19 protein-coding genes and 1 tRNA gene are annotated in these 20110 nt (G+C 61.9%); 7 read left to right on the top strand and 13 right to left on the bottom strand.

The genetic code is table 11. The features are described from left to right. Nucleotides 1-243 precede the first annotated feature (243 nt). From ACVI1L_RS38655 to ACVI1L_RS38645, 3 genes are all read right to left on the bottom strand, one after another. On the bottom strand, nucleotides 244-1557 hold the full coding sequence (locus ACVI1L_RS38655) for a chloride channel protein (RefSeq protein ID WP_057019609.1): 1314 nt from the start codon (nucleotides 1555-1557) through the stop codon (nucleotides 244-246). Between the two features lie 862 nt (nucleotides 1558-2419). Then, nucleotides 2420-2569: a hypothetical protein gene (locus tag ACVI1L_RS38650; protein WP_158074226.1), complete on the bottom strand. Its 150-nt coding sequence runs from the start codon at nucleotides 2567-2569 to the stop codon at nucleotides 2420-2422. A gap of 143 nt (nucleotides 2570-2712) precedes the next feature. Next, the gene (locus tag ACVI1L_RS38645) at nucleotides 2713-3108 is read right to left on the bottom strand and encodes an NUDIX hydrolase (RefSeq protein WP_026192922.1); all 396 of its coding nucleotides are present in this window, start codon (nucleotides 3106-3108) and stop codon (nucleotides 2713-2715) included. Nucleotides 3109-3448: 340 nt separating this feature from the next. On the opposite strand from ACVI1L_RS38645, the gene ACVI1L_RS38640 reads away from it, so the two are divergent. After that, the gene (locus ACVI1L_RS38640; protein ID WP_028339395.1) at nucleotides 3449-3745 is read left to right on the top strand and encodes a hypothetical protein; all 297 of its coding nucleotides are present in this window, start codon (nucleotides 3449-3451) and stop codon (nucleotides 3743-3745) included. A gap of 63 nt (nucleotides 3746-3808) precedes the next feature. Further along, complete coding sequence (locus ACVI1L_RS38635) at nucleotides 3809-4036, top strand: hypothetical protein (RefSeq protein ID WP_016843397.1); 228 nt, start codon at nucleotides 3809-3811, stop codon at nucleotides 4034-4036. A 109-nt stretch (nucleotides 4037-4145) separates the two neighbouring features. Here the strand turns inward: ACVI1L_RS38635 and ACVI1L_RS38630 are convergent, their stop codons facing one another. After that, nucleotides 4146-4376 (bottom strand): hypothetical protein, encoded by a 231-nt coding sequence (locus ACVI1L_RS38630; protein ID WP_456785216.1) that lies wholly within the window; start codon nucleotides 4374-4376, stop codon nucleotides 4146-4148. 345 nt (nucleotides 4377-4721) lie between these two features. On the opposite strand from ACVI1L_RS38630, the gene ACVI1L_RS38625 reads away from it, so the two are divergent. Further along, nucleotides 4722-5519: a lytic murein transglycosylase gene (locus ACVI1L_RS38625; RefSeq protein ID WP_038383190.1), complete on the top strand. Its 798-nt coding sequence runs from the start codon at nucleotides 4722-4724 to the stop codon at nucleotides 5517-5519. A gap of 87 nt (nucleotides 5520-5606) precedes the next feature. Then, entirely contained in the window at nucleotides 5607-6014 is a 408-nt protein-coding gene (locus tag ACVI1L_RS38620; protein WP_026192921.1) for a hypothetical protein, read from the top strand. A 73-nt stretch (nucleotides 6015-6087) separates the two neighbouring features. On the opposite strand, the gene ACVI1L_RS38615 is transcribed toward ACVI1L_RS38620, so the two are convergent. After that, entirely contained in the window at nucleotides 6088-6474 is a 387-nt protein-coding gene (locus ACVI1L_RS38615; protein WP_076831500.1) for a YciI family protein, read from the bottom strand. A gap of 491 nt (nucleotides 6475-6965) precedes the next feature. On the opposite strand from ACVI1L_RS38615, the gene ACVI1L_RS38610 reads away from it, so the two are divergent. Next, a tRNA-Gly gene (locus ACVI1L_RS38610) sits at nucleotides 6966-7039 on the top strand. 72 nt (nucleotides 7040-7111) lie between these two features. Here ACVI1L_RS38610 and ACVI1L_RS38605 read toward each other — a convergent pair. Continuing rightward, nucleotides 7112-7435, bottom strand: a complete 324-nt coding sequence (locus ACVI1L_RS38605; RefSeq protein WP_456785215.1) for a hypothetical protein — start codon at nucleotides 7433-7435, stop codon at nucleotides 7112-7114. Nucleotides 7436-7518: 83 nt separating this feature from the next. Here ACVI1L_RS38605 and ACVI1L_RS38600 point away from each other — a divergent pair, with 83 nt between their 5' ends. Then, nucleotides 7519-8454 carry a hypothetical protein gene (locus ACVI1L_RS38600; RefSeq protein WP_200844460.1) on the top strand — a complete coding sequence of 312 codons (936 nt, stop codon included), beginning with the start codon at nucleotides 7519-7521 and terminating at the stop codon, nucleotides 8452-8454. A gap of 17 nt (nucleotides 8455-8471) precedes the next feature. Here the strand turns inward: ACVI1L_RS38600 and ACVI1L_RS38595 are convergent, their stop codons facing one another. From ACVI1L_RS38595 to ACVI1L_RS38585, 3 genes are all read right to left on the bottom strand, one after another. Beyond that, a complete protein-coding gene (locus ACVI1L_RS38595) occupies nucleotides 8472-9854 on the bottom strand; it encodes a hypothetical protein (RefSeq protein WP_141339675.1) in 1383 nt (460 codons plus the stop codon). A gap of 27 nt (nucleotides 9855-9881) precedes the next feature. Beyond that, entirely contained in the window at nucleotides 9882-11003 is a 1122-nt protein-coding gene (locus ACVI1L_RS38590; protein WP_246786609.1) for a type II toxin-antitoxin system VapC family toxin, read from the bottom strand. 90 nt (nucleotides 11004-11093) lie between these two features. Beyond that, entirely contained in the window at nucleotides 11094-11972 is an 879-nt protein-coding gene (locus ACVI1L_RS38585; RefSeq protein WP_456785214.1) for a hypothetical protein, read from the bottom strand. A gap of 129 nt (nucleotides 11973-12101) precedes the next feature. Between ACVI1L_RS38585 and ACVI1L_RS38580 the strand changes: the two genes are divergently transcribed. Next, entirely contained in the window at nucleotides 12102-12731 is a 630-nt protein-coding gene (locus ACVI1L_RS38580; RefSeq protein ID WP_456785213.1) for a hypothetical protein, read from the top strand. A gap of 56 nt (nucleotides 12732-12787) precedes the next feature. On the opposite strand, the gene ACVI1L_RS38575 is transcribed toward ACVI1L_RS38580, so the two are convergent. The 4 genes from ACVI1L_RS38575 to tssF all read right to left on the bottom strand — a co-directional run bounded on the left by ACVI1L_RS38575 (nucleotide 12788) and on the right by tssF (nucleotide 20109). After that, the gene (locus tag ACVI1L_RS38575; protein ID WP_456785212.1) at nucleotides 12788-14374 is read right to left on the bottom strand and encodes a methyltransferase regulatory domain-containing protein; all 1587 of its coding nucleotides are present in this window, start codon (nucleotides 14372-14374) and stop codon (nucleotides 12788-12790) included. 5 nt (nucleotides 14375-14379) lie between these two features. Then, complete coding sequence (tssH, locus tag ACVI1L_RS38570) at nucleotides 14380-17016, bottom strand: type VI secretion system ATPase TssH (RefSeq protein ID WP_456785211.1); 2637 nt, start codon at nucleotides 17014-17016, stop codon at nucleotides 14380-14382. Nucleotides 17017-17113: 97 nt separating this feature from the next. Continuing rightward, nucleotides 17114-18178 (bottom strand): type VI secretion system baseplate subunit TssG, encoded by a 1065-nt coding sequence (tssG, locus tag ACVI1L_RS38565; RefSeq protein WP_225160383.1) that lies wholly within the window; start codon nucleotides 18176-18178, stop codon nucleotides 17114-17116. Further along, nucleotides 18142-20109: a type VI secretion system baseplate subunit TssF gene (tssF, locus tag ACVI1L_RS38560; RefSeq protein ID WP_456785210.1), complete on the bottom strand. Its 1968-nt coding sequence runs from the start codon at nucleotides 20107-20109 to the stop codon at nucleotides 18142-18144. Before tssF ends, tssG begins: the two co-directional genes overlap by 37 nt. Nucleotide 20110 lies beyond the last annotated feature (1 nt).

Genomic DNA, 20110 nt, shown 5'->3' with positions numbered 1-20110 from the left:
AGTCACTGAAACATTCCGTTTGTTCCAGACGAAATTTATTCAAGCTGGATTCACACGTGTTGTTTTCCGGAACGCCGGATAGCGTGAATCTTCGAATGCTGGGCAGGCTTTTTCATTAAGGAAATTTTTCAAGGCCCGAGGGTCCGCCCTGATTATCGACACCGGCGGTTCGCCGTGAGCATGGGAATCGGACGGCCCCGGCAACGCGAGATGCCGGGGCCGTTTTCCCTTGGTGCCGGGAATTCAGATCGAGGTGATCTTCTGCGCCGGCGCAGCGCGCTCGACGAAGCCCTTGGCGAGGGCGTGATAGACGCCTTCCTTGCAGATCAGGCGCGAGCTCGCGTGCGCAATCAGGGCCGCGGTCATCAAGGGCACGACCATCGCGTGATTGTCGGTCATCTCGGTGACGATCACGAAGGCGGTGATCGGTGCCTGAACTACGCCGGCGAAATAGGAGACCATGCCGAGCAGCATGATGGCCGACAGCGGCGCGCCGTGAAACAGCGGCGCGATGTTGGAGCCGAGCCCGGCACCGACCGCGAGCGAGGGCGCGAAGATGCCGCCCGGCATGCCGCTGATCGAGGCGAACGTGGTCGCGAGGAATTTCCAGACGCTGAAGCTCGCCGGCAATTGTGCTCCGGCTTCGAGCGCGGATTTGACCTGCTGATATCCCGTGCCATAGATCGCGCCGTCGGACGCAATCCCGCAAATCGCAGCCGCTAATCCGCAGATTGCGGCAAAACCGACTGGATAACGCTTGATCGCGCTTCCGACCGGATTGGCAAACCCGCGTGCCATTGTGATCAGGATGCGACTGAACAGGCCGCCCGCAAGACCTCCGGCAACGCCGCAGAGCGGGACCGCGAGCCAGTCGGTGCCGTTGCGCAGGGCCGTCGCACTGGTGCCGAAATACGTATAGTTGCCCATCAGCGCGAGCGAGGTCAGGCCGGCGGCGATTACCGCGCCGATGATCAGGCTGCTGGTTCTCGTCTCGAAGGCACGGCTCATTTCCTCGATGCCGAACACGATCCCGGCCAGCGGGGTGTTGAAGGCGGCCGCGACACCAGCGGCCGCGCCGGCAAGGATCAGGCCGGGTTGGCGCCGCGGCGAGAAGCGGCCGAGCGCAAACATGATCGAGGCGCCGATCTGCACCGTCGGTCCCTCGCGCCCGACCGACGCGCCACACAGCAGGCCGAACAGCGTCAGCAGGATCTTGCCGGCCGCAACGCGCAGCGAAACCAGGCTTTCGCGCGCGGTCTGATCGGTCAGATGGCGTGCGGCGATCGCCTGCGGGATTCCGCTGCCTTGCGCGTTCTGAAAGAAGCGGTTGGTCAGAAACACCGACAGCGCGAACCCGGCCGGCGTGAGCACCAGCGAGGCATAATGGAAACGGGATACCACCGCGCCGAACGCGATCTGCGCCAGATCGGCGAGCTGTGCCAGCGCGACGGCCGCCGCGCCGACCGCAATGCCGCCCAGCAAGAACAGGGCGCGGCGCTGCCAACGCGCGGAGACCAGTCTGAACAGCCGCCTCTGGCGGTTGGAGGGGAAGGTCATTCTGACGAGTTCTGGCTCATGTCGTGGTCCGATACGCAGCGGATCACGTCATTCCTAGCACGCGTCGGCGGTATGCGAAGCTGAAGAAATCAGCACGGTGTGCCGGCGCAGCCGCCAAACTCCAGGGCCGAAATCCGCGATACCGCCTGAGGCCTCAATCTTCGGCGATCTCCGGGAGGCTCGCGCGTGAGTTTTGGTGTCTGAACGACTCCGCCTTGGCGCGTACTTTCCCGCCGTGACGCATGGTTGAGGGACGCGGAAAATCTGGCACAAACTGCACTTTGCGCGGCTTCCGCTGCGGCGTATTTTGATCGCCCCATTGAAGGGCGCATGTCATGTCCGAAGTGATTGTTCGAGCGGGCATCGTCGTATTGGGACTTTGCCCAATCGCAATGGTTGCCGTTGCTCTGTTCATTTGATGGAAGCCCACCTAGCCCGACCGCGCCAACCGGGCCGGTAGACGGCCCCAGCGCCTGCCCTCCCAGGCCCCCATAGGTTGCTGGGGCCACTCAACAAGGAGGCCGCCGGTTGGCGGCCTCGTTCTTTGCCTGGTACCGATTTGGGTGCGTCACCGGGATCATTGCCGCGCGAAGACATGGGGCGCTGAATCGAAAAGGGCCGTCGCATCGGCGGCCCTTTTCTGCCGGTCATAATAGGTCTGTAAAAACTCAGTCGTGAAAAAATGCTCTGCAAAGAACGGTAACGCCGGCAGGGTTGGTATTACGACCGTCCTATCTGTCCAGAAATCCGGATCAGTACGGTGTTCCTGCGGTGGAACTCTTGGTCTGCGGATGCGTATCCGACGATCATGATGGGGCACCAGAGAGGGTGCCGCACCCATCAGGACATTCGCCTTGGGGAATCAGGACATCCCATGTCGCCGCGCTTCGCCAAGCATCATGTTGAGCATCGAGATGTGCTCGGCCGTGAGCTGCCGCTGCATGAGGCTCACGGCCCATCCTTCCGGGATCGCGTCCAGGCGCGCCGTCCAGGAACCGACGCGGCGGAGCATGATTGTCACAGGTTCGGTGCTGTCCCTGCCGGCAGCGCCTGGACGATCAAGGTAAACTCGCGGCCCCAGCTTGTACCCCCCTCGCTGGGGCCGTTTCTTTGGGGTGGATGCGCGGCGCATTCAAGCAGCGATGGTCCCGCCGCCTATCTCCGGCGGCGCTGCTTTCTCGGAAACAGCCGGTCGCGGATGTAGCGGGAGGTCGGCGTCAGGCGAAGGCCCCGCGGCTTCTGCCAGGCGGCGCGGTCGATCTCCTTCTTGTCGCCGATCGCCAGTCGGCCCTTGGCGTTCTTGGCGATGAAGATCGCGTCGCTCATCCTGCGGCCAGAACGCTTGTTCCTGGCGGTCACTTCCTTCCACAGGCTAAGCCTGCCGAGCTTGAGCTTCGGCAGCTCCTCCTTGATCTCGCGCTTGAGGCAATCCTTCCCGGTCTCGCGCGCGCGCCTGCGCCCGCCGGGGAACATCCACAGCCCGTCAGATCGGCGTCTAACCAGAAGAACCTTGCCGCGCTTCGCGGCTACCAGCTTGGAGGACTTGGGCATTGGAGTACTTGGGCATTTGCTGCGCAATGATCGAAATAGAATCGACCCATTTTAACTTGTCTATTTGTGTAGACAAGTTCGATGCCGCATTGTTCCACAGTCGTATGTCGGCCGTTTGTCTTTGACGGCTGCGATCCTCGCCGCGCGCGGTCGGCCGCGGCTTCTTGATCTCGCTTGATGTCCGGTACCTCACGTTGAATTCGTGAAAGCTGTTACGGCCGGTGACTGCAACTCACCCGGTTGCGTCGTGATAACGATACCCATGACGGACGGCTTTCGCTGCTTGACTCAATGTTCTTGTTTTGTTCTAATTGCCCTCCACCGGGAATTGGAGGACGCCATGGACAACCGCATCAGCGAAATTCGCAGGCAGATCAGGGCGCTGCGCGTCAGCATGCTCGAGGCCGAAGCCATCATGCGCCAGCAGATCAACCGCGATGAGGACTGCGCCTTCGTCGCCGGGGATCTCCTGAAGATGCGGCTGGTCATGAGCCGCCTGGTCGAGGAGCGGGAGGTCCTGGGCGACCGCGATCCGATCATCGTGCATGCGAGCGTTGCACCGCGCCGTCGCGCCGCGACGCCGGCCTTCATTCGCCCGGCGAAGCGAGAGCTGGCCGCCGGCGAAGCGCGTGCATGACGGCGCGCCCGGGATGCGGCGGCTGTGCGCCGAGCTGCAAGACGTGATGTGCCGGAGGAAAAGATGAGAGAGCCGCTTCGGTATTTCCACGACAGCGATGACCACGCGCCCTGGATCAAGGCGCTGGCCGAGGTCCGGCACATGGCGACGCGGGAAGGCTGGTGCTTTCACCACGTGCAGGCGATCATCGTGGCGATCGACCAGTATGCGGAGGCCGCGCTCGGCAATCGCGAGTTCTTCCTCAACCGGCCGCAGACCGTCGGTCCAGTGAGAAGAGGCGACGTGCCTTAACATGCTGACCGGCAGGCACGCGTGTTCGACGTCGCGGCAGCTCGACGCGCTGTCCGCGGCGGCGAAAAGCCTCGCTCAGGAAATAAAAGCCTCGCTCAGGAAGTGCCGACTATTTCGCGTAGCCTTGACTGCTGCAGTACCACCAGGATTCGGCGGGCGATGCGCCATGCTCGATCACGTATTTCCGGCAGGCTTCGTAGCTGACCGCATACCGCTTCCCGCACGGTACTGCAGAGATGCCGAAATTGCTGGTCGAGCATGTGGATGCGGCGTGGCTCGTCGACATCGACAGGACGCCGATAAAGGGCAGGACCGCTAGAAGTGACAGGGTCTTCATCATAGCCATCGCCTCCCAAGTTGGAGGACAGCGGGGCCGCCGTCCCCGCCGAGAACCTACTACATCGCACGCCGTTCACCACCGGATTTCGCGGGTCTCATGCGCGATCCGCATCGTCACGCACGCCGTGTTCGTCGTCATGCCCGGCGCGTGACGCCTTCCGGGCGCAGGGGCCAAATGTCCCGGCCTGCCTGAGGCGGGCGGGATGGCCAATCCGCTGCCAGCGACATATCGTGACGGTCCGAGGCCGAATCTGAGGCGGGCCGTTCATCGCCGGGTCATGTCCATCCGGCCATCGTCAGCGCCGCGCCCGCGAGGGCGGCGGCATATTTGCGGAGGAGGTTTCGGATGATCAGGGGCTGGCAGGTTGCGACGTCGGCGCTCGCCATCGTCGTGATGGTTGCAACGCTGGGGGCTGAGGCGAACGCGGCGCAGTGCGGCAACGGGCCCGGCGGGTTCGAAGCCTGGAAGCAGCAGTTCTCGGGCGAGGCGAGCGCCAAGGGCATCGGCGCCACCGCGATCGCCGCGCTGATGCAGACCCATTACGCCAGTGCGACGATTGCCGCGGATCGCGGCCAGCGCAGCTTCGGCCTGTCGCTCGAGCAGTTCATGGCCAAGCGGGGATCTGCAACCATCGTGGCGCGTGGCCGATCGCTGAAGCAGTCGCAGGCGGCGCTGTTCGCCTCGATCCAGCAGCGCTATGGCGTGCCGCCGGGACCGTTGATCGCGATCTGGGGCATGGAGAGCGGTTTTGGCAGCCAGCGCGGCAACCAGAACATGCTGTCCTCGATCGCAACGCTTGCCTATGACTGCCGCCGTCCGGAGTTCTTCACCGACCAGCTCTATGCGGCGCTGAAGCTCGTCGACCGCGGCACTTTGTCCGGGAGCACGCGCGGCTCGATGCATGGCGAGATCGGCCAGACCCAGTTCATGCCGAAGAACGTCCTCGCCTACGGCACCGGCAATCTCGACGTCGCGGCCAACGCGCTGAGCTCGACGGCGAACTTCCTGCGCGCCCATGGCTGGCGCGCCGGTGCCGGCTATCAGCCCGGGGAACCCAACTTCGCCGCGATCGAGGCGTGGAACGCGGCAGGCGTCTACCAGAAGGCGATCGCCATCATGGGACGACAGATCGACGGCCAATGAGCGCAGGCGTGAGTTCCTTCATCGCCTGTTAACGCAGCGGTGCCCAGATCGTGCGCTGTGAAACGGGAGCAGATGGAGACCGGCTCCATGCTCAAGAATGGCACCTACGCGGCGTGGTTTCGAACGTCGCTTGCGGACGGCACCGGCATCGTGCACGTCGCCGATGGCAGGCTGTGGGGCAGCGACGCGGTCATGCTCTACAGCGGCACCTATGAGGTCGACGGCGAGCGCTTCTCCGCCGTGCTCACCACGCAGCGGCACTCCAGAGACGGCACGACCGTGTTCGGCACCGACGACCTCGTGGTGCGGCTCGAGGGCATCTGGACCGGCGCGATCGCGACCTGCACGGGCAGGGCAGATGCTGTGCCCGATCTCGCCTTCGAGGTGACGCTGATTCCGAGCCAGGAGGTGGCACCCGAGCCGCCGCCGGATCTGCCGCTGCCGAAGTTCGACCCGAGCAAACTCCCGAAGCTGCCGAAGCGCTCCAGCCGCTAAGGCATGATCCGGAAACGTGCGAAGCGGTTTTCCCTCGCGACAAGCGCCAAAGCCGTTTGCGCGGGGACACGCGCTACGCGTCTCGCGGGCCCGCGGTCTCCGGAAATGGCGCGCCGGGGATGTAGAGCTTCAGCGCGCGGATCTCGTAGACCGCCGACGGGTTGACGCTGCGCAGGTCGCGCGCCGCGGCGATCGCCTCCGCCTCATCGGTGCAATCGATCACGTAGAAGCCGAGCAATTGCTCCTTGGTTTCGGAGAACGGCCCGTCGATCACCATGCCGTGGCCGGGCCCACGCAGCGTGCTGGCATTGCGGGTATCGCCGAGCCGCGCAGCCGGACCGAGCTTGCCCTTCAGCCGTTGATGGACCTCGCGCAGACCCGTCATCACGGCAGCGTCCTCCTCGGCGTTCCACGATTTGACCTCGGCTTCGACGTGATAGGCCAGGATGGCATAAAGCATCTGATGTGCTCCTTATTTCTGATGCGACTGGCCCAAGGACGTCCCGCGGCGATCCGAGCCGACATTTCATCTGTAGCGGATCGGACGGTTTCTGTGTTGCGACAAGGTATCCCGGCGGCCGGCATGGCGGCGGCGAATCGCGCAGGCCAAAACAGCAAAAAGGCGCGGCGGATGAGCTCCGCCGCGCCCCCGATATTGATGTCTCGCTGGTCCAGGGCTGAGAGCGCCCCGATGCCAGGCTGATTGCTCAGGGCCTAGCGGGCGATCCCAGCGAGGTGACAGCGCTTGAGACAAGACACTAGATCACCTCCTTTCTTTGTTGATGGGACTTCCAATATAGGTGCCGAATCCGCCGCTGTTAAGGCCGCCTCCGGCCCGGCCGCGCCGGAAAACCGGCCGGATTGCGGCGAAATGGTTTCGTTTACCGGAGAACAGAACGCACGCCGGGGCAGTTGAGGCCGCCGCCCGGCCGTGTTAGGTGAACCCGAGATGCGGGTGTAGCTCAATGGTAGAGCAGCAGCCTTCCAAGCTGAATACGAGGGTTCGATTCCCTTCACCCGCTCCAATAATTTGAGGTACTTATCGGAATATTTGATTTCCGTTCCGACAACAGCGCCGAATCCATTCCGACAAACGTTCACTTTCTGGCCGCCTGCTTGCGCCGCTTGATCTGTGCGTGCTTGGCCTCGTCGTCATGATGAAGGTCGTGCGCCATCGCTTTGGTCGATGACCATTGGCCGTTCTTCATCAGTCGCGTTCTTGTGGGGCCGGACGTGCTCGCCTCGGTGGTCCCGCCATGCCGGCCAAACGGCGTGAAGGTCAGCTCAGGGCGCAAGCCCCCAGCCGGAAAGATCTTCTTCGAAATGCGCTCGGCTTGTGTCGGCATTCGCCCTTGCTGCTCAACGACACCAAGCGAAATCAACTGCCTCGCAAGGCCAATTTCCGCTATCTGCGCGCTCAACCGGACGCGATCCCGGATGGATATGCTCGGCGCGATGGACCGGGCGAGATCCCGTCCGTGGATTAGGAGGGGTGGGGGGAGCCATGCCGAGCTTCGTTCAGTTCCTGCAGAATTCGGGTGTGTACGCTGCGCAAAATTTCATGATCGTTCCTCGGGGAGGCTTCAACCTGGTCTGCCTCCGCGACAGCAAGGACGTTGGCCTGTCGTATGATCGCAATCGACTCCTGGTCGAGGATGTGCGGCTCGATGACGTCGAACGCGTCGCTCAGGAATACATCAAGACTCGCTTCAGGGAGCAAAAAGGACAGGAGCGCGACGACCAGTTGCTGCGTTTGCGTACAGCGCTGTATGCCACCGCACGGCCGGCCGGCCCTGCGCGCGGCCTCAAGGTCTCGCCCAAGGATAAAGGCATTCCCGAGCTTAAAGCCGTACGCGGCAGCACAAGCATCAAGTTGGATGTCGCCATTCTGCCGCGCAAGGATTTCACGATCGCGTTCAAATTCCTCAAGCACCTCGATCAATCCGGCAATCTGATCAACGCCACGAAATGGACGCCGGACGACGTGCCCTGGTTCCTCACCAAGCTGAACTGGACGTTCGGGGCTCAGGCAAATATCTTCTTCACCCCGGCAGAGGCGACTTGGATGACGGTCCGGAAAGCCCTGGGGCCAAAAATCTCGCGGGATGTTTTCCGCAAGGAGATCGTCCCGTTCAAGGTGCGCGGCGCCGATCTCACGTGCTTTCTCGTCGGCGACTATGACGCAATGGATAACGAGGCGGCTGGAGAGTATCTGCCCGACGAGCAGGTCTTCGTGGTTGTCGATCAGGGCAATCCACCCGTGTTCGACTATGGCGAGGCGTTCGTTGGCGTCATGGCGCACGAGGTCGGTCACTTCCTGCACCACAAGCGGAACATTCCCGGCAGTGGGCACCATAATCGAAGCGGCATTTTGCTTTCCAGCGGCATGGAAAGCTTGTCCCTGGACAAGCAACTCGTCACCGACCTCAACGCGTGGTGAGAGCGCTTGTTCTCCACTCACGCTTTGGCAGCAATGTACCCGTAATAATTCATAAGGAAGTCCCCAATCGAGAGAGGCTTCTGAGCGCCACCCTTGCCCGGATGCGGGATCGCGTAATCTCCTTTGCCCCATGTGAAGATCGTTGTCGTCACGTTTCCGTTCGACACTTGTATCCTGTCACGCAAGACGACCCAGTGCCGCGTCAACACCGAGCCTTCATCCGACTGGTCGTCATATTCGATCATGTTGGCGCTTATGAACAGGCATACGCGGTATCCACTGGCGAGGAGGGCGTTGGCTTCGTTGACGCTGTCGATGCCTTTGCTGAATTTCAGATTGGTCTCCTCGCGTACGTCCTGGTATCCGGCCTTGCGGAACCATTGCTCCATTTCGCTCGGCAAGGTGATCCCCGCGACGTCGCTTATTCTGCCGGTGTCGTCAAAATCGAGGAACCAATTTTCGGAGTCGCGAATGGAGGCGCAAGTCAGCCAATCGACGTGGTCCAGCGAGTAGGGCGGCGTGTAGTTTTTCACGTCCTTTCCCGGCTTGATCAGCAGGCGGCCGAGGTTCGCCTGCCCCTTCTGATACAGATCGATGGCGAACCGCGCATATTGCCCCGGCTTGTCGGATGCGTAGCTGAACATCAGCGCGGAGGGGCCGCACATGCTCGCTTGATCCTGATCTATGAGGCTCGGCTTCGCAATTCGCCTGAGAATGCCTATCCCGACGCGGTGCGGGTCGAGCTTCGGAAAGAATGTGGTCCTCGTGTTCTTGAGGAAATCGCAGACCATCTCCGCGGCGAGCTTCTTTTGATCCGAGTTGAGGTCGTACGGTCCAACCCCGAGCCACTTCTTCTTTTCGTCGCCGACGAAGAGCGTGATGAGCTTCTTCGAAGTCGGAGAAAGCGTTCTGGAGGTGTTTGCAATAGTGGTCAGGTCGTCCAGCTCGAATGCGGTGACCATGCCGTCCGTGACGGTCGCCCTGATAATGTCGACGACTTCCCCATAGTCCAGCTTGGAATCGTCGAGCAGACCCTTGCGAAGTGCGGCATCGACGGATGGCGTCGCGATCCCGTCCCATTGACCCTTGGGAGGAGGAGGCTTGGCGGCTGCCTTGGTCGCGAGATCAACGAGCCGAGTGAAGGTTGGCCCACCAGGCCGGATATGGCCGTCCGGCGTGCCCGGGAAGTTCTTTTTCTGGAAATACAGGATCGAGTTGTAAAGGCTGTCGCTGGCGTGACCCGTCACGACCATTTGCGGTTTGAGCGTGGTCTCGGCTCCTCCGTCGGAAATGGCGATCTTGTTGAGCAGCGAGATGACCAGTTCCTGGTCCTGCTTCCAGTTCTGGCAGCTGCGACCCGTGGCGGCAAACCGTCCTACTTTGTCTTTCAATTGCGGCATGAGCAATCACCAGCAATATGATCGTTTTCAGTGGCGGATTGCGGGCTCAACTATCGCATTGGTGGTCGGCTGAAGCGTCCACGCTAGCTTGTCGATGAACTCGTACTCAAATAGCGCCTGCGGATCGGTTCCGAAATAGTATCCATACTGATGCAGAATCTTGGAGCCCCTGGCGACCATCTCGCGCTTCCATTTCAGGTCCTTGGCAGAACTGAACTGAAATCCAATCACCACCGCATAGTTTTCGTACGCTTCGGCCACTTGCAGAATGGTCGCGCGCGTCAGGATGCCAGCAGGGTCTTCCAGACCTTGAACTCTGAACGCGGTGATGCGGTTCATCAGATTTGATGCAACTTCCTCCTCGGACCAACCCATGACGCCCGCTGCAACGCCCTTTGCAAACCCCTCCTTGATGAACTTGACTTGAATGTTCTTGAGTGCCTCCCGGGCCGCGACCTTGTCAGCCACCATAAGGACCAGATCGGGGATCATCGCGGCGATGTTCTCGGCCTTGAAAGCCTCCTTTAAACCCGCCTTGAAGCCGGCCTTGGCCGCGCTCCAAAATCCTTCGCCAGCGACGGAGCCTGCCGGGGGCGGCGGGACCTCTGGCGGGGTCGGTGTGTTCCGCGGGACCTTCAATCTCACCTCCGGTGCCCGGAAGTCGAGCGCTTGAACGCCTCTCCTGCGCATAGCAATGAGCGTTCCTCCGCTGTCCCTGGTCAGCAACACCGGATTCTTGATGCCGCGAGCCACTCCGCCTGCCCTGACCTGGGCAACAACATCGGAATCGAACGCGGAAAGCCCGTGATTCAAACCCTCATTGCCCCACTTCCAAACTTGCGCGCGGGGCACCTGGGTCATCATCTTGTCTTCGACGATCCGCAAGTCAGTGAGCAATTTTTCGCCGGACTGAGCACGCGCTCCCTTTAGAAATTCAAACTTGACCCGCGGTGAGATCAGAACCTCGTGACCGTCCTTGGCCAGATTGAGAATCTCATTCTCGAAGCGTCGGCTGAGCGCTTTCTCGGCGGTGCTCGCCGCAGCTCTTTGCCCGTTCTGTATGTCTATAAGAATATTGGTATCGAGCCAGACGGGGGGCTTTAAGGGCGCCATTGCAACAACACCATTGGCATAAACTGTAGGACGCATTTTGCGTCGGCGAGCCTATCCCTCAGTCGCGTCTGCTGAAGCGCCGGTTCAAGCGGCTCTGCCGCACCCTCGATCGCAGACATGCGATCGTCAGCGCGCGCCTTTCGGCTTGGAGCCAAGCAGATCATGCGTTCCACTGACGCTTAACGTTCCCGAGCACTCGAATCCTCCGAAAATGCCGCAGGAGCCGGTGACGGTGACGCGCAAGTCCTTGCGTTGATACAGGTCGACCGAAACGCCAAATCGCGAAAAATCGTTGGCGCTGTTCGGCAGGATCAGGTCGATGTGATCGATCGCCCAGCGCGGCAGGTGAGGATTGCTCTTCCAGAGCAGTTCATTGACGGCGTGGTGGCCGAAATTCGGTCCGACCGTGAGGGCGCCGTCTGCGCCCTCAAACACGAAGCCGGTCTCGTCGATGTGAACATTGACCCGGTCCGGCGCTACCGCGAAATGCAGCGACGTGATGTCCTGCGGCTGCGGGTCCTTGCCGAACTGCGCGCTATAGTCGTCGCTCCATTGCCCGCGGCCGCGCCCGAGCCCGAAGCCGTGCCGGCCCGGAAGGTCTCGCGTCGAGAGCGGCCGGTCGGATAGTTTTGGGCGCCAGATCTCCCGGAATCCCTTGCCGATTGTGGCTGCCATCGACAGATCGAGGGCCCAATGCGACGGCTTCTCCGGGCTTTTGCCTTCGGCGAAGGCGTCGAATCCGTCCGACGTCTTGGCAATGCGCAGCGTCTTGATCAGGTCTTCCCAGTCCTTGGGCAGGAACGTGACGCCGTCGAGCGTGCTCGTCGCGGCCGCGACGCCATACTTCTCCAATTGGCGTCGGATATAGGCCTTCTCGTCATAGAGGCGGACATTGGGATTCGGCCCCGCGAAATATTTCGACAGATCGATCTGCGGCCGGAGCATGGTCAGCCGCGCCGCGATCTTGCGGTAAGTGTCGGTCGTGGTCGGGTCGGTGGTCGTCACGGGGCTGCCCTCCGAGTGAAAGCCAGTCCCCGATTTGTCTGATCCGGCCGGGGCCGGGTTCAACTGAACCTCCTAACCGGAAACGCCGACCACCATTCGTGGAGCAGTGTCAACAGCAAGGACGATCCGATGTCACTTCGGAGCAGGGTGCTAGACGTACTCAATGGCCCGGCGGTCGCACGCATTCGCTTCCGGTTTCCGATCCGTGGCAGCCACGTGACGATTGCACCGCAAACGTTCCATCACGTCGCTCGCGCGATCCGGTTGGGACAGGTCAGCGTCAGAGTTCCGACGGACCTCGCGGCAAATGTTGCGGCACAATATAACGACGTCGCGCGGACTCGGGCGGACGGTACGGTCGTCGCGGCGAATACGCTGGAGGTCGTGTCGGCGACGGGGCGAATGGACGAAGCCTATATCGTCCACGAGGCCTTGCATGCGGCTTACGATCTGCTGCGTACTGGCCTTGACGGCAATGCGGAGGAGGCGTCCGCCTATGTCTGTACCGCGCTCTACTGCCGCATGACGGGCCTGCCGCGACCCCGCTGGGCGAACGGCCCGATCTACGCCAATGCCGCGGAAGTCGCCCGAACGTTGCTGTCGCAATATCAGAAGGGTGATCCCGGCATTCCCTGGGTCGGCGAGCATGAATGGCGGATGCTGCGCGCCGGTGTCGGCCTTAGTGTGGTCTATGCCAGCGGACCCGGCGGCATTCTCACCGGGTGGCTGCTCGGCCAACAATACACCCACGACGGCTGATGGGACGTGGGGCGTCCGCTCCACAAAATGACGGGCCGGCTCCTTGCCGCCCGTCCTCAGGCCACCAGCAAACCCAGTTTGCCGACCGTCGCCAGCGAACGGTCAACGCTTTGTCGGGTTGACAGCAGCAACGGCTCGGCGGGCTGCCCGGCATCATCCAATTGCTTGACCTGGATGGTCGGTCCGAAGATTTCAGTCATTTCGGCTGTGATTTGCTCGATCGTCCGGGAGCCGTCGAGCAGTTGCAGAAAGTGGCGCGTCCTGTCGTCCTCCAACTGCACGGTTTGGTGAAGCAGATTGGTGACCAGCGGGCCGCTCTGCGCCTGTCTGCGGGCGAGCAGACTCGCCTGCGGACAATCCGTGACTTCCTTCACGAGAAACGGCCGTGATTTCAGAAAGGAGACCTCGCCGCTGCAGGCCAGGATATAGAGCGCTTCCGTCAATATCCGTTGGTCATCGGCTGTTTGCCGGCCGTCCAGCAGCGTCCGGGAGCCATCGAGCAGTTCAGTGAACGAGAGTGCGCGCGGCCAGGCCCGGCCGAGACAAAGATGTGCGGCCTTCAGGAGCGGATTGGTCACGGTGATTCGGCTGCCGTCCTGATTTTCAAATTCCATCTCGGAATCGTCGGTCAGGCAGGCGTCGGGGCGACGTGGGCTGGTGGTGCTCAGCAGATAGAAGGCGGTGATGAAGTCGAGATCGACCTTGCGGTCAAGGGAGATGCCTTCGTGGCAGAGCAACGTACGCCGAAACCCGTTGCCGTCGATGAAGTCCTGATACTGATCGCGCGCCATGAACTCGCTTTCGGGAAAGCGCTGCAGCGTGGCGCGGACCTCTTCGGTGTAACCGGCAAGATAGCGTCGTGAGAAATCGGCGTCGCTCAGATATTGCAGCCCATGTCGGCCGGCGTCTTCGACGACTTCGTGCAGCAGGAACGCCGTCGCGCCAGAATCGAGATCGTCGTGAAAAAGCAACTCGTCCGGAGCCTTGAGCACGCGGTTGCACTGGTCGCGCATGACTGTACCGTGTACCGAGCTGGACTTCGATCCTTCGCTGAGAAATTTCACGATCGCGCGAGCTTGTCCCACTTTCTCCTTCATCCCGGTGATGCGCCGGGTGTGGTAGCGCATCATGTCGCGGACCATGTCGCGAAGATGCGAGAACGGGTGCGCGTTGTAACTGACATAGCAGAGCCCCCGTGGCGCCAAATTCCGTTTGAAGATGGACATCATCTTCTCGCGCACGATCGGTGGTACCCATGAATACACGCCATGGGCGATGATGTAGTCGAACTGTCCGAAGGCAGCGTCGACATCCATGATGTCGCAATGCAGAAGCCTGATGTTGCTCAAGCCCAATGCGGCGATGTTCCGCTGTCCGCGTTCGATCGTAACGCCGCTCAGGTCGATACCGATGAACTCGCTGTCCGGATATTGAAAAGCCATCGGCAACAGATTGCCGCCAACGCCGCAGCCGAGCTCCAGGACCCTGCAGCGCTCGACCGGAGCCGGCTGCATGCCGTAGACCGCAGCGATCGTTGCCAGATGGTTCGGGTGAGTGAGCCCGTAGACATGCCCGGGATAATACACCTCGTCGTATGCTGTGGTGCCGGTGGTCGGCTGGCGGTGCTCGGTCTGGATGTTCATCGCAGTCAGTTCCACGAATATGCAAACTTGTCGTTCACGATCGAGACGCGCGTCTGCTTGACCTCCTCCTTGGCGAGAGACTTGCTGAGGAATTCACGCGACAGTTCGGGCAGCAGCGTGTTGGTGATGATGTTATCGATCATCCGCCCGCCGGAGTCCGGATCGTTGCAACGGGATACGATGTGCTCGACGACTGCATCGTCGTAGCCGAAGGCAGCCTTGTGATTATCGCGGAGGCGCTGTCCGATCCGGTCGAGCTGCAATCTGACGATGCCGGCAAGCATCTCGTCCGAAAGCGGAAAGTAGGGGATCGAGACGATGCGCCCAAGCAAGGCGGCAGGGAACACCTTCAGCAATTCCGGCCGCAGCAGCCTGGCGAGTTCTTCCGGCTCGTTGCGATACTTGGGATCGCGCGCCAGGCTCATGATGAGATCGGTGCCGACGTTCGTGGTCAGAATGATCAATGTGTTCTTGAAATCGATTCGCCGACCGTTGCCGTCTTCCATGACTCCCTTGTCGAACACCTGAAAGAAGATCTCATGGACGTCGGGATGGGCCTTCTCCACCTCGTCGAGCAGGATAACGCTGTAGGGCTTGCGCCGGACCGCTTCGGTGAGCCGGCCGCCTTCACCATAGCCGACGTAACCCGGAGGTGCGCCCTTCAAGGTCGAGACCGTATGGGCCTCCTGGAACTCCGACATGTTGATCGTGATCATGTTCTGCTCACCGCCATAAAGGGTTTCGGCAAGCGCGAGGGCGGTTTCTGTCTTACCCACGCCGGACGGTCCGGCCAGCATGAAAACGCCGATCGGCTTGGACGGGTTGTCCAACTTGGCGCGGCTGGTCTCGATTCGTTTCGCAATCATCGTCAGCCCGTGGGACTGGCCGACCACGCGTCGATTGAGAATTTCGGGTAGCTTCAGGACGGTTTCGATCTCGTCGCGCATCATTCTGCCGGTCGGGATACCGGTCCAGTCGGACACGACAGAGGCCACCGACTGCTGGTCGACATGGGCATAGATCATCCGCTTTTCCGGATTGATGCCTTCCAGTGTCTCGAACTTGCCGCGCAACTCGACGCGCTTCGTCGCTCGATCTTCGTCGCCGTTCTCGGAGAGGATTTCGCGAATGCTGCGGATGTCCTTGACGAGCTCCTGTTCCTTGGCCCAGTCGGCCTCCAGGCCGGACAGCTTGGCCTTCAGCGTCGCGATGTCGCCGTCGATTGTGGTGATGCGCTCGCTGTTCTCGTCCCCGAGATCGCCGTCGCTGACCAGCGCCGATCGTTCGGCCTCGCGGGCCGCGATCGCGACGCGAGCGTCCTCGATCAGGGCCGGCGTCGCGCTTTGACTGATGGCTACTCGGGCCGAAGCCGTGTCCAGCAAGCTGACCGCCTTGTCCGGCAGCTGTCGGGACGGAATGTAGCGATGCGACAGGTTGACCGCGGTCACGATCGCGGCGTCCGAGATGCGAACGCCGTGGTGCTTCTCCATCGGGCCCAGGAGACCGCGCAGCATGATGCAACAGGTCTCGACATCCGGCTCATCGACCTGGATCGGCTGAAAGCGCCGTGTGAGTGCGGGGTCCTTTTCGATGTATTGGCGATACTCTGCCCAGGTGGTGGCGGCGATGGTCCGCAGCGTGCCGCGGGCGAGGGGAGGCTTGAGGAGATTGGCCGCGTCGCCGGTGCCGGCGGCGCCACCGGCCCCGATCAGCGTGTGCGCTTCGTCGATGAACAGGATAATCGGGGTAGGCGAGTTCTGTACCTCGTCGATCACCGAGCGCAGGCGCTGCTCGAACTCGCCCTTCATCGAGGCACCGGCCTGCATCAGGCCGATATCCAGCGCGCAGAGCCTGACGTTGCGCAGCGGCGGCGGCACCTCGCCGGCGGCAATGCGCTGGGCAAATCCCTCGACCACGGCGGTCTTGCCGACGCCGGCCTCGCCGGTGAGGATCGGATTGTTTTGCCTCCGGCGCATCAGCACGTCGATCAATTGGCGGATTTCGTCGTCTCGACCGAGGATCGGGTCCATCTGGCCCGATCTGGCCTTGGCGGTCAGATCCTGGGAGAACCGGTCGAGTGGCGTCGTCCCCTTGGGATTCGCCCGGTCTGTACCGTCAGTACCGGCACCGGCCAATCCGGAGCCGTCCATCGGACGCATGGTCTCCTCCTCGGAGCCTGCCCAGATGGCGCGGTGCTCCGCAGCCAATGCGTCGATATTTATCTTGGCGAATTCCTGCGAGATGTTGTTGAGCGCACGACGGATCTCGTTCGATTTCAATCCGGCGACCAGGAGATGTCCGGTGCGGATCTGGGTCTCGCCGAAGAACAGCGTGGCGTAGTGCCAGCCACGGTCGAGAATATCGATGACCGAATTGGCGACGCCCGGCATGTCGGTTTCGTTCTTGCGGAAACCGTTGATGACGCCTGCGAGGTCCGACAGCAGCCGCGCGCGGTCGAGCTTGTAGTGATCCACCGACAGGCTGAGGTCGGTCCGCTCCTGTTGCAGGATGTGAAACAGCCAGTGCGCAAGCTCCACGTTACGGTTGCTGACGCTCTTGGCGTGGCGCAGGGCCTGTATGAAGGCATCGTAGCCGGCCCGGTTCAGTTTGCCAGTCACGGCCTCAAGGCTGATATCGGTCACGATGGCGCCTCCTGCTCAATCCCCGGGCGATGCCGGGTCGTCGCGGAAATCGGCTCGAATTCCCATGATGTTAGGACAATCGGAGCGATGCTTAGGTTCAAATCGGCTGCTGATCAGTCGCAGCGTTGCGCCGGGCTCTGAGACGCTCGGCAAGGTGAAAGCGTGCATCGCGCCGATACTCCTCGGTCGAGGCCCAGTTCGGCGAAACCCAGCTGGTCCATCCAAGGCGTCCGCTCTGCCCGAGCTTCATCGGGACAACCGCTCCCGCCGGAATGGCAAGTTCCACCTCCCACTCGAGTTCGTCGCCGATGTAGAAGTAGACGGCGTCAGCCAGGGGCTCGGACAGGTTCGGCGCTTCGGTGGGCAGGAACTGCTCGTATTGAGCAAAATCCTTCACGAACACGCGAACCCTGATCTTGTCTTCGACGCTGAACACACGCGAGCCCAGGAGCGCGTCGTGACCAAGCTTGGCGTGCGTCCCGCCGAGCCGGCTGCAATGGCTTGGGTCGAATGGGAGCCACGTGCCGACGAACTCGTCGATCTCGACCCTGACATCGAACAGCCCTTGCAGCAGCCGCGCCAGTCGTGATGCGGATTTCGCTCTCGGTGAAACCAGCCCGGCGAAGCTCAGCTTCGCCATGTCAGGCACGGTATCCCGATTGGCAAAAATATCGGAGCCGAGGCCGGCGAAGGAGCCGACATAAGCGATGAAGCGGTCGTCGGATGGCCGATCATGCTGGGCGATCGGCCGTGCGTCTGCCCAGGCTCGAAAGAACAACTGCAGAAAGCGTCCGTTCAGCAGGTCGAGAAAACGGGGGAAAGCGTCGTCCCGCATCAACTGCCAGCCGACGCTCTCATCGGTGGTAGCCAGCGGCAGCGCGCCCTGCGGTCCGAGCAGGCCGAGGAATTTGACCAGAATTTTGAGCCTGCCATCACGATCGTCGACCGAGCTCAGATTGGAGGCGGGAAATTCCAGATAGGGGGTTTGACCGAGGTCGACAAACTCCTCGCGACGCGCTGCACTGTCGCCGATCCGCGGTCGATCCGGATTGCATCGCTCGAGCTGGCGGAGCGTCTGAAAGAAATCGAACCGCCAGGGCTCGGCCTTCATCTGGTCGATCAGCGTCACAGCGGCCTCCGGGTGCCCATGCGGGCCGGCCAACGCATGATCTCGCCACGCTCCGGGGTCGAGATGACGGTCTGGGTAAAGGTGTTGAAGCCTGAATAGTCGGCGAAGAAGCGTTCCAGCACAGCTCCGAGCAGGAACACGCCGCTGCCCTCGAATGCCTTCTCGTCAAGCGTGACCGTGATCTCCAGGCCGCGCGCCGCGCCGCTGCCGGTACGCTCACGCACCCGCCGCACCACGGGCCTGCTCTCGACGCTGCGCACGCCACGAATCTTTCGTTCCGTCGCATCGTCGAACTGGTCGGCGAACAATGACAGCATCTCCCGCAGTGCTCCGGCGTTCTTGCCGCCGCTGCGCTCCACGAGGCCGAGATAGTTCAAACTCAGCATGTTGATCAGGCGCCAGCTGACGACGCCGCTATTGGCGATTTCGCTGCGACTGCGCAACTGCGCCACCACCGGCTCGCGTGGCCGGGTGGGACCGGCGATGCACATCAGCTCGAGCGAGGTGTCGTCCAGCAGGCGAAAGTCGGCTCCGCCCTGGCCGACCGGTAGATGTTCCGTGAGATGCCGGTTCGAGCACAGCGCGCGGACGCTCAGCTCGGCGGCGGATCCGTCGCCGCTCGGGTCGCCGGGCTCGAGCAACGAGAGGAACATGTCCGTTCCGGTATAGTCCGAGGCCGCGCCATAGGTCTTCTCTTCGACGGTGCGTCGCCGCGGCAACCGACGAACCGTGTAATAAAGTCCCTCGACCGATCCGGCCGTCCTGTCGACGGCGGCGGAGTACAGCGGACGCACGCGTCGCTTGTCCTTTTCCGCCGGAAAGTGCGCGTAGACTTCCAGCACCTGGTGCGGCTCATATTCGAGATAGCGGCTTCGGTCGGGCACCACGTGGTATTCGTAGGTATTCGACTTGATCGGGATGCGATCGCTGGTCTTTTCGAAAAGGTTGATCGCCGGAGCGGTGTAGAGACTGAACGTGTCCGCCCGGACCGAGGCGGCGAGCCGCGAGTTGTGCTCATTGAACGCGAAGACGATATCGATGGATTTGCTGCGTAACCGCGGCATCACAGCGCGAAGTTGCGTCAGATTGACGCCGAGGAACTTGCGCGGAAACACGAAATATTCCCGCAACAACTCCGACCCGCGAAAGACCCGGTTGTCGTTCGGAAACAGGGATTCGTTCTCGCTGAAGCCGACTTGCTGCACACAGTCGTTCGGAGCCCGGATGACGACCGGATCGCCGAAATCGTCGAGATAGCGAAAATAGAGCCCGACGCAGTTCGAGGTCAGTTGTTCGTAAAGTGCGATGGCGTCCGACTCGGCGCCGGTCAGATAGATGGGCAGTTCGCTGGTGCGGCAGCCAGCGAACCAGGTCTCCGGCTTGTTGCGAGTCTCCGCGTCCGCCGGCTCCTCGTCGAGCCGCGCGGCGGTACGGTGTGTCAAGGAGACCCTGAGCCCGGCGATGACCTCTCCGCCGACTGGAATCCCGAGGGCCTGCAACGTGCCCGCGGTCGCAAAATATTCGGCGCCGGTGACGTCAAAAGGCCAAAGCACGATATCGCGGCAAAGCCGGAACCGGCAGGCGAGGCTGCGTTCCCTTTCGCGATAGTTCGCGTCGAAATAGGCGCCCCGCGCAATCTTCTTGCCGTCGCGCAACGCCGGATCGGCGTAGGTCGGCTGAATCTTGACCAGCATGGCGGACGGAGTCGGCGCGAGATAATTCGGAACCAACTGCTCAAGCAGGTTCGCGGTGAATTCCGGAAACTCGTGCTTGAGCTTGAGCTGGACACGAGCGGCGAGAAATGCAGCGCCCTCCAGCAGGCCTGAGATCATCGGATCAGAGCGGTCGCGGACCAGACCGCCGAGGCGCTCGGCGATACCAGGATATTCCTCGGCAAAACCCTCCGCGTGCTCGTACAGCAGCGACAGTTCACGATTGTAGAAGTCGAGGAATTCGCGGTTCATG

The sequence above is a fragment of the Bradyrhizobium sp. USDA 4516 genome (assembly GCF_054055915.1).
This window is presented reverse-complemented; position numbering and strand designations above follow the sequence as displayed.

Coding starts and splice junctions, on each gene's coding strand:
- tssF (WP_456785210.1), bottom strand. CDS start 20,109: ATGAACCGCGAATTCCTCGACTTCTACAATCGTGAACTGTCGCTGCTG.
- ACVI1L_RS38645 (WP_026192922.1), bottom strand. CDS start 3,108: ATGCCCAAGTCCTCCAAGCTGGTAGCCGCGAAGCGCGGCAAGGTTCTT.
- ACVI1L_RS38630 (WP_456785216.1), bottom strand. CDS start 4,376: ATGATGAAGACCCTGTCACTTCTAGCGGTCCTGCCCTTTATCGGCGTC.
- ACVI1L_RS38580 (WP_456785213.1), top strand. CDS start 12,102: ATGTCACTTCGGAGCAGGGTGCTAGACGTACTCAATGGCCCGGCGGTC.
- ACVI1L_RS38635 (WP_016843397.1), top strand. CDS start 3,809: ATGAGAGAGCCGCTTCGGTATTTCCACGACAGCGATGACCACGCGCCC.
- ACVI1L_RS38650 (WP_158074226.1), bottom strand. CDS start 2,569: ATGCTCCGCCGCGTCGGTTCCTGGACGGCGCGCCTGGACGCGATCCCG.
- ACVI1L_RS38575 (WP_456785212.1), bottom strand. CDS start 14,374: ATGAACATCCAGACCGAGCACCGCCAGCCGACCACCGGCACCACAGCA.
- ACVI1L_RS38620 (WP_026192921.1), top strand. CDS start 5,607: ATGCTCAAGAATGGCACCTACGCGGCGTGGTTTCGAACGTCGCTTGCG.
- ACVI1L_RS38625 (WP_038383190.1), top strand. CDS start 4,722: ATGATCAGGGGCTGGCAGGTTGCGACGTCGGCGCTCGCCATCGTCGTG.
- ACVI1L_RS38595 (WP_141339675.1), bottom strand. CDS start 9,854: ATGCCGCAATTGAAAGACAAAGTAGGACGGTTTGCCGCCACGGGTCGC.
- ACVI1L_RS38640 (WP_028339395.1), top strand. CDS start 3,449: ATGGACAACCGCATCAGCGAAATTCGCAGGCAGATCAGGGCGCTGCGC.
- ACVI1L_RS38600 (WP_200844460.1), top strand. CDS start 7,519: ATGCCGAGCTTCGTTCAGTTCCTGCAGAATTCGGGTGTGTACGCTGCG.
- ACVI1L_RS38655 (WP_057019609.1), bottom strand. CDS start 1,557: ATGACCTTCCCCTCCAACCGCCAGAGGCGGCTGTTCAGACTGGTCTCC.
- ACVI1L_RS38615 (WP_076831500.1), bottom strand. CDS start 6,474: ATGCTTTATGCCATCCTGGCCTATCACGTCGAAGCCGAGGTCAAATCG.
- ACVI1L_RS38590 (WP_246786609.1), bottom strand. CDS start 11,003: ATGCGTCCTACAGTTTATGCCAATGGTGTTGTTGCAATGGCGCCCTTA.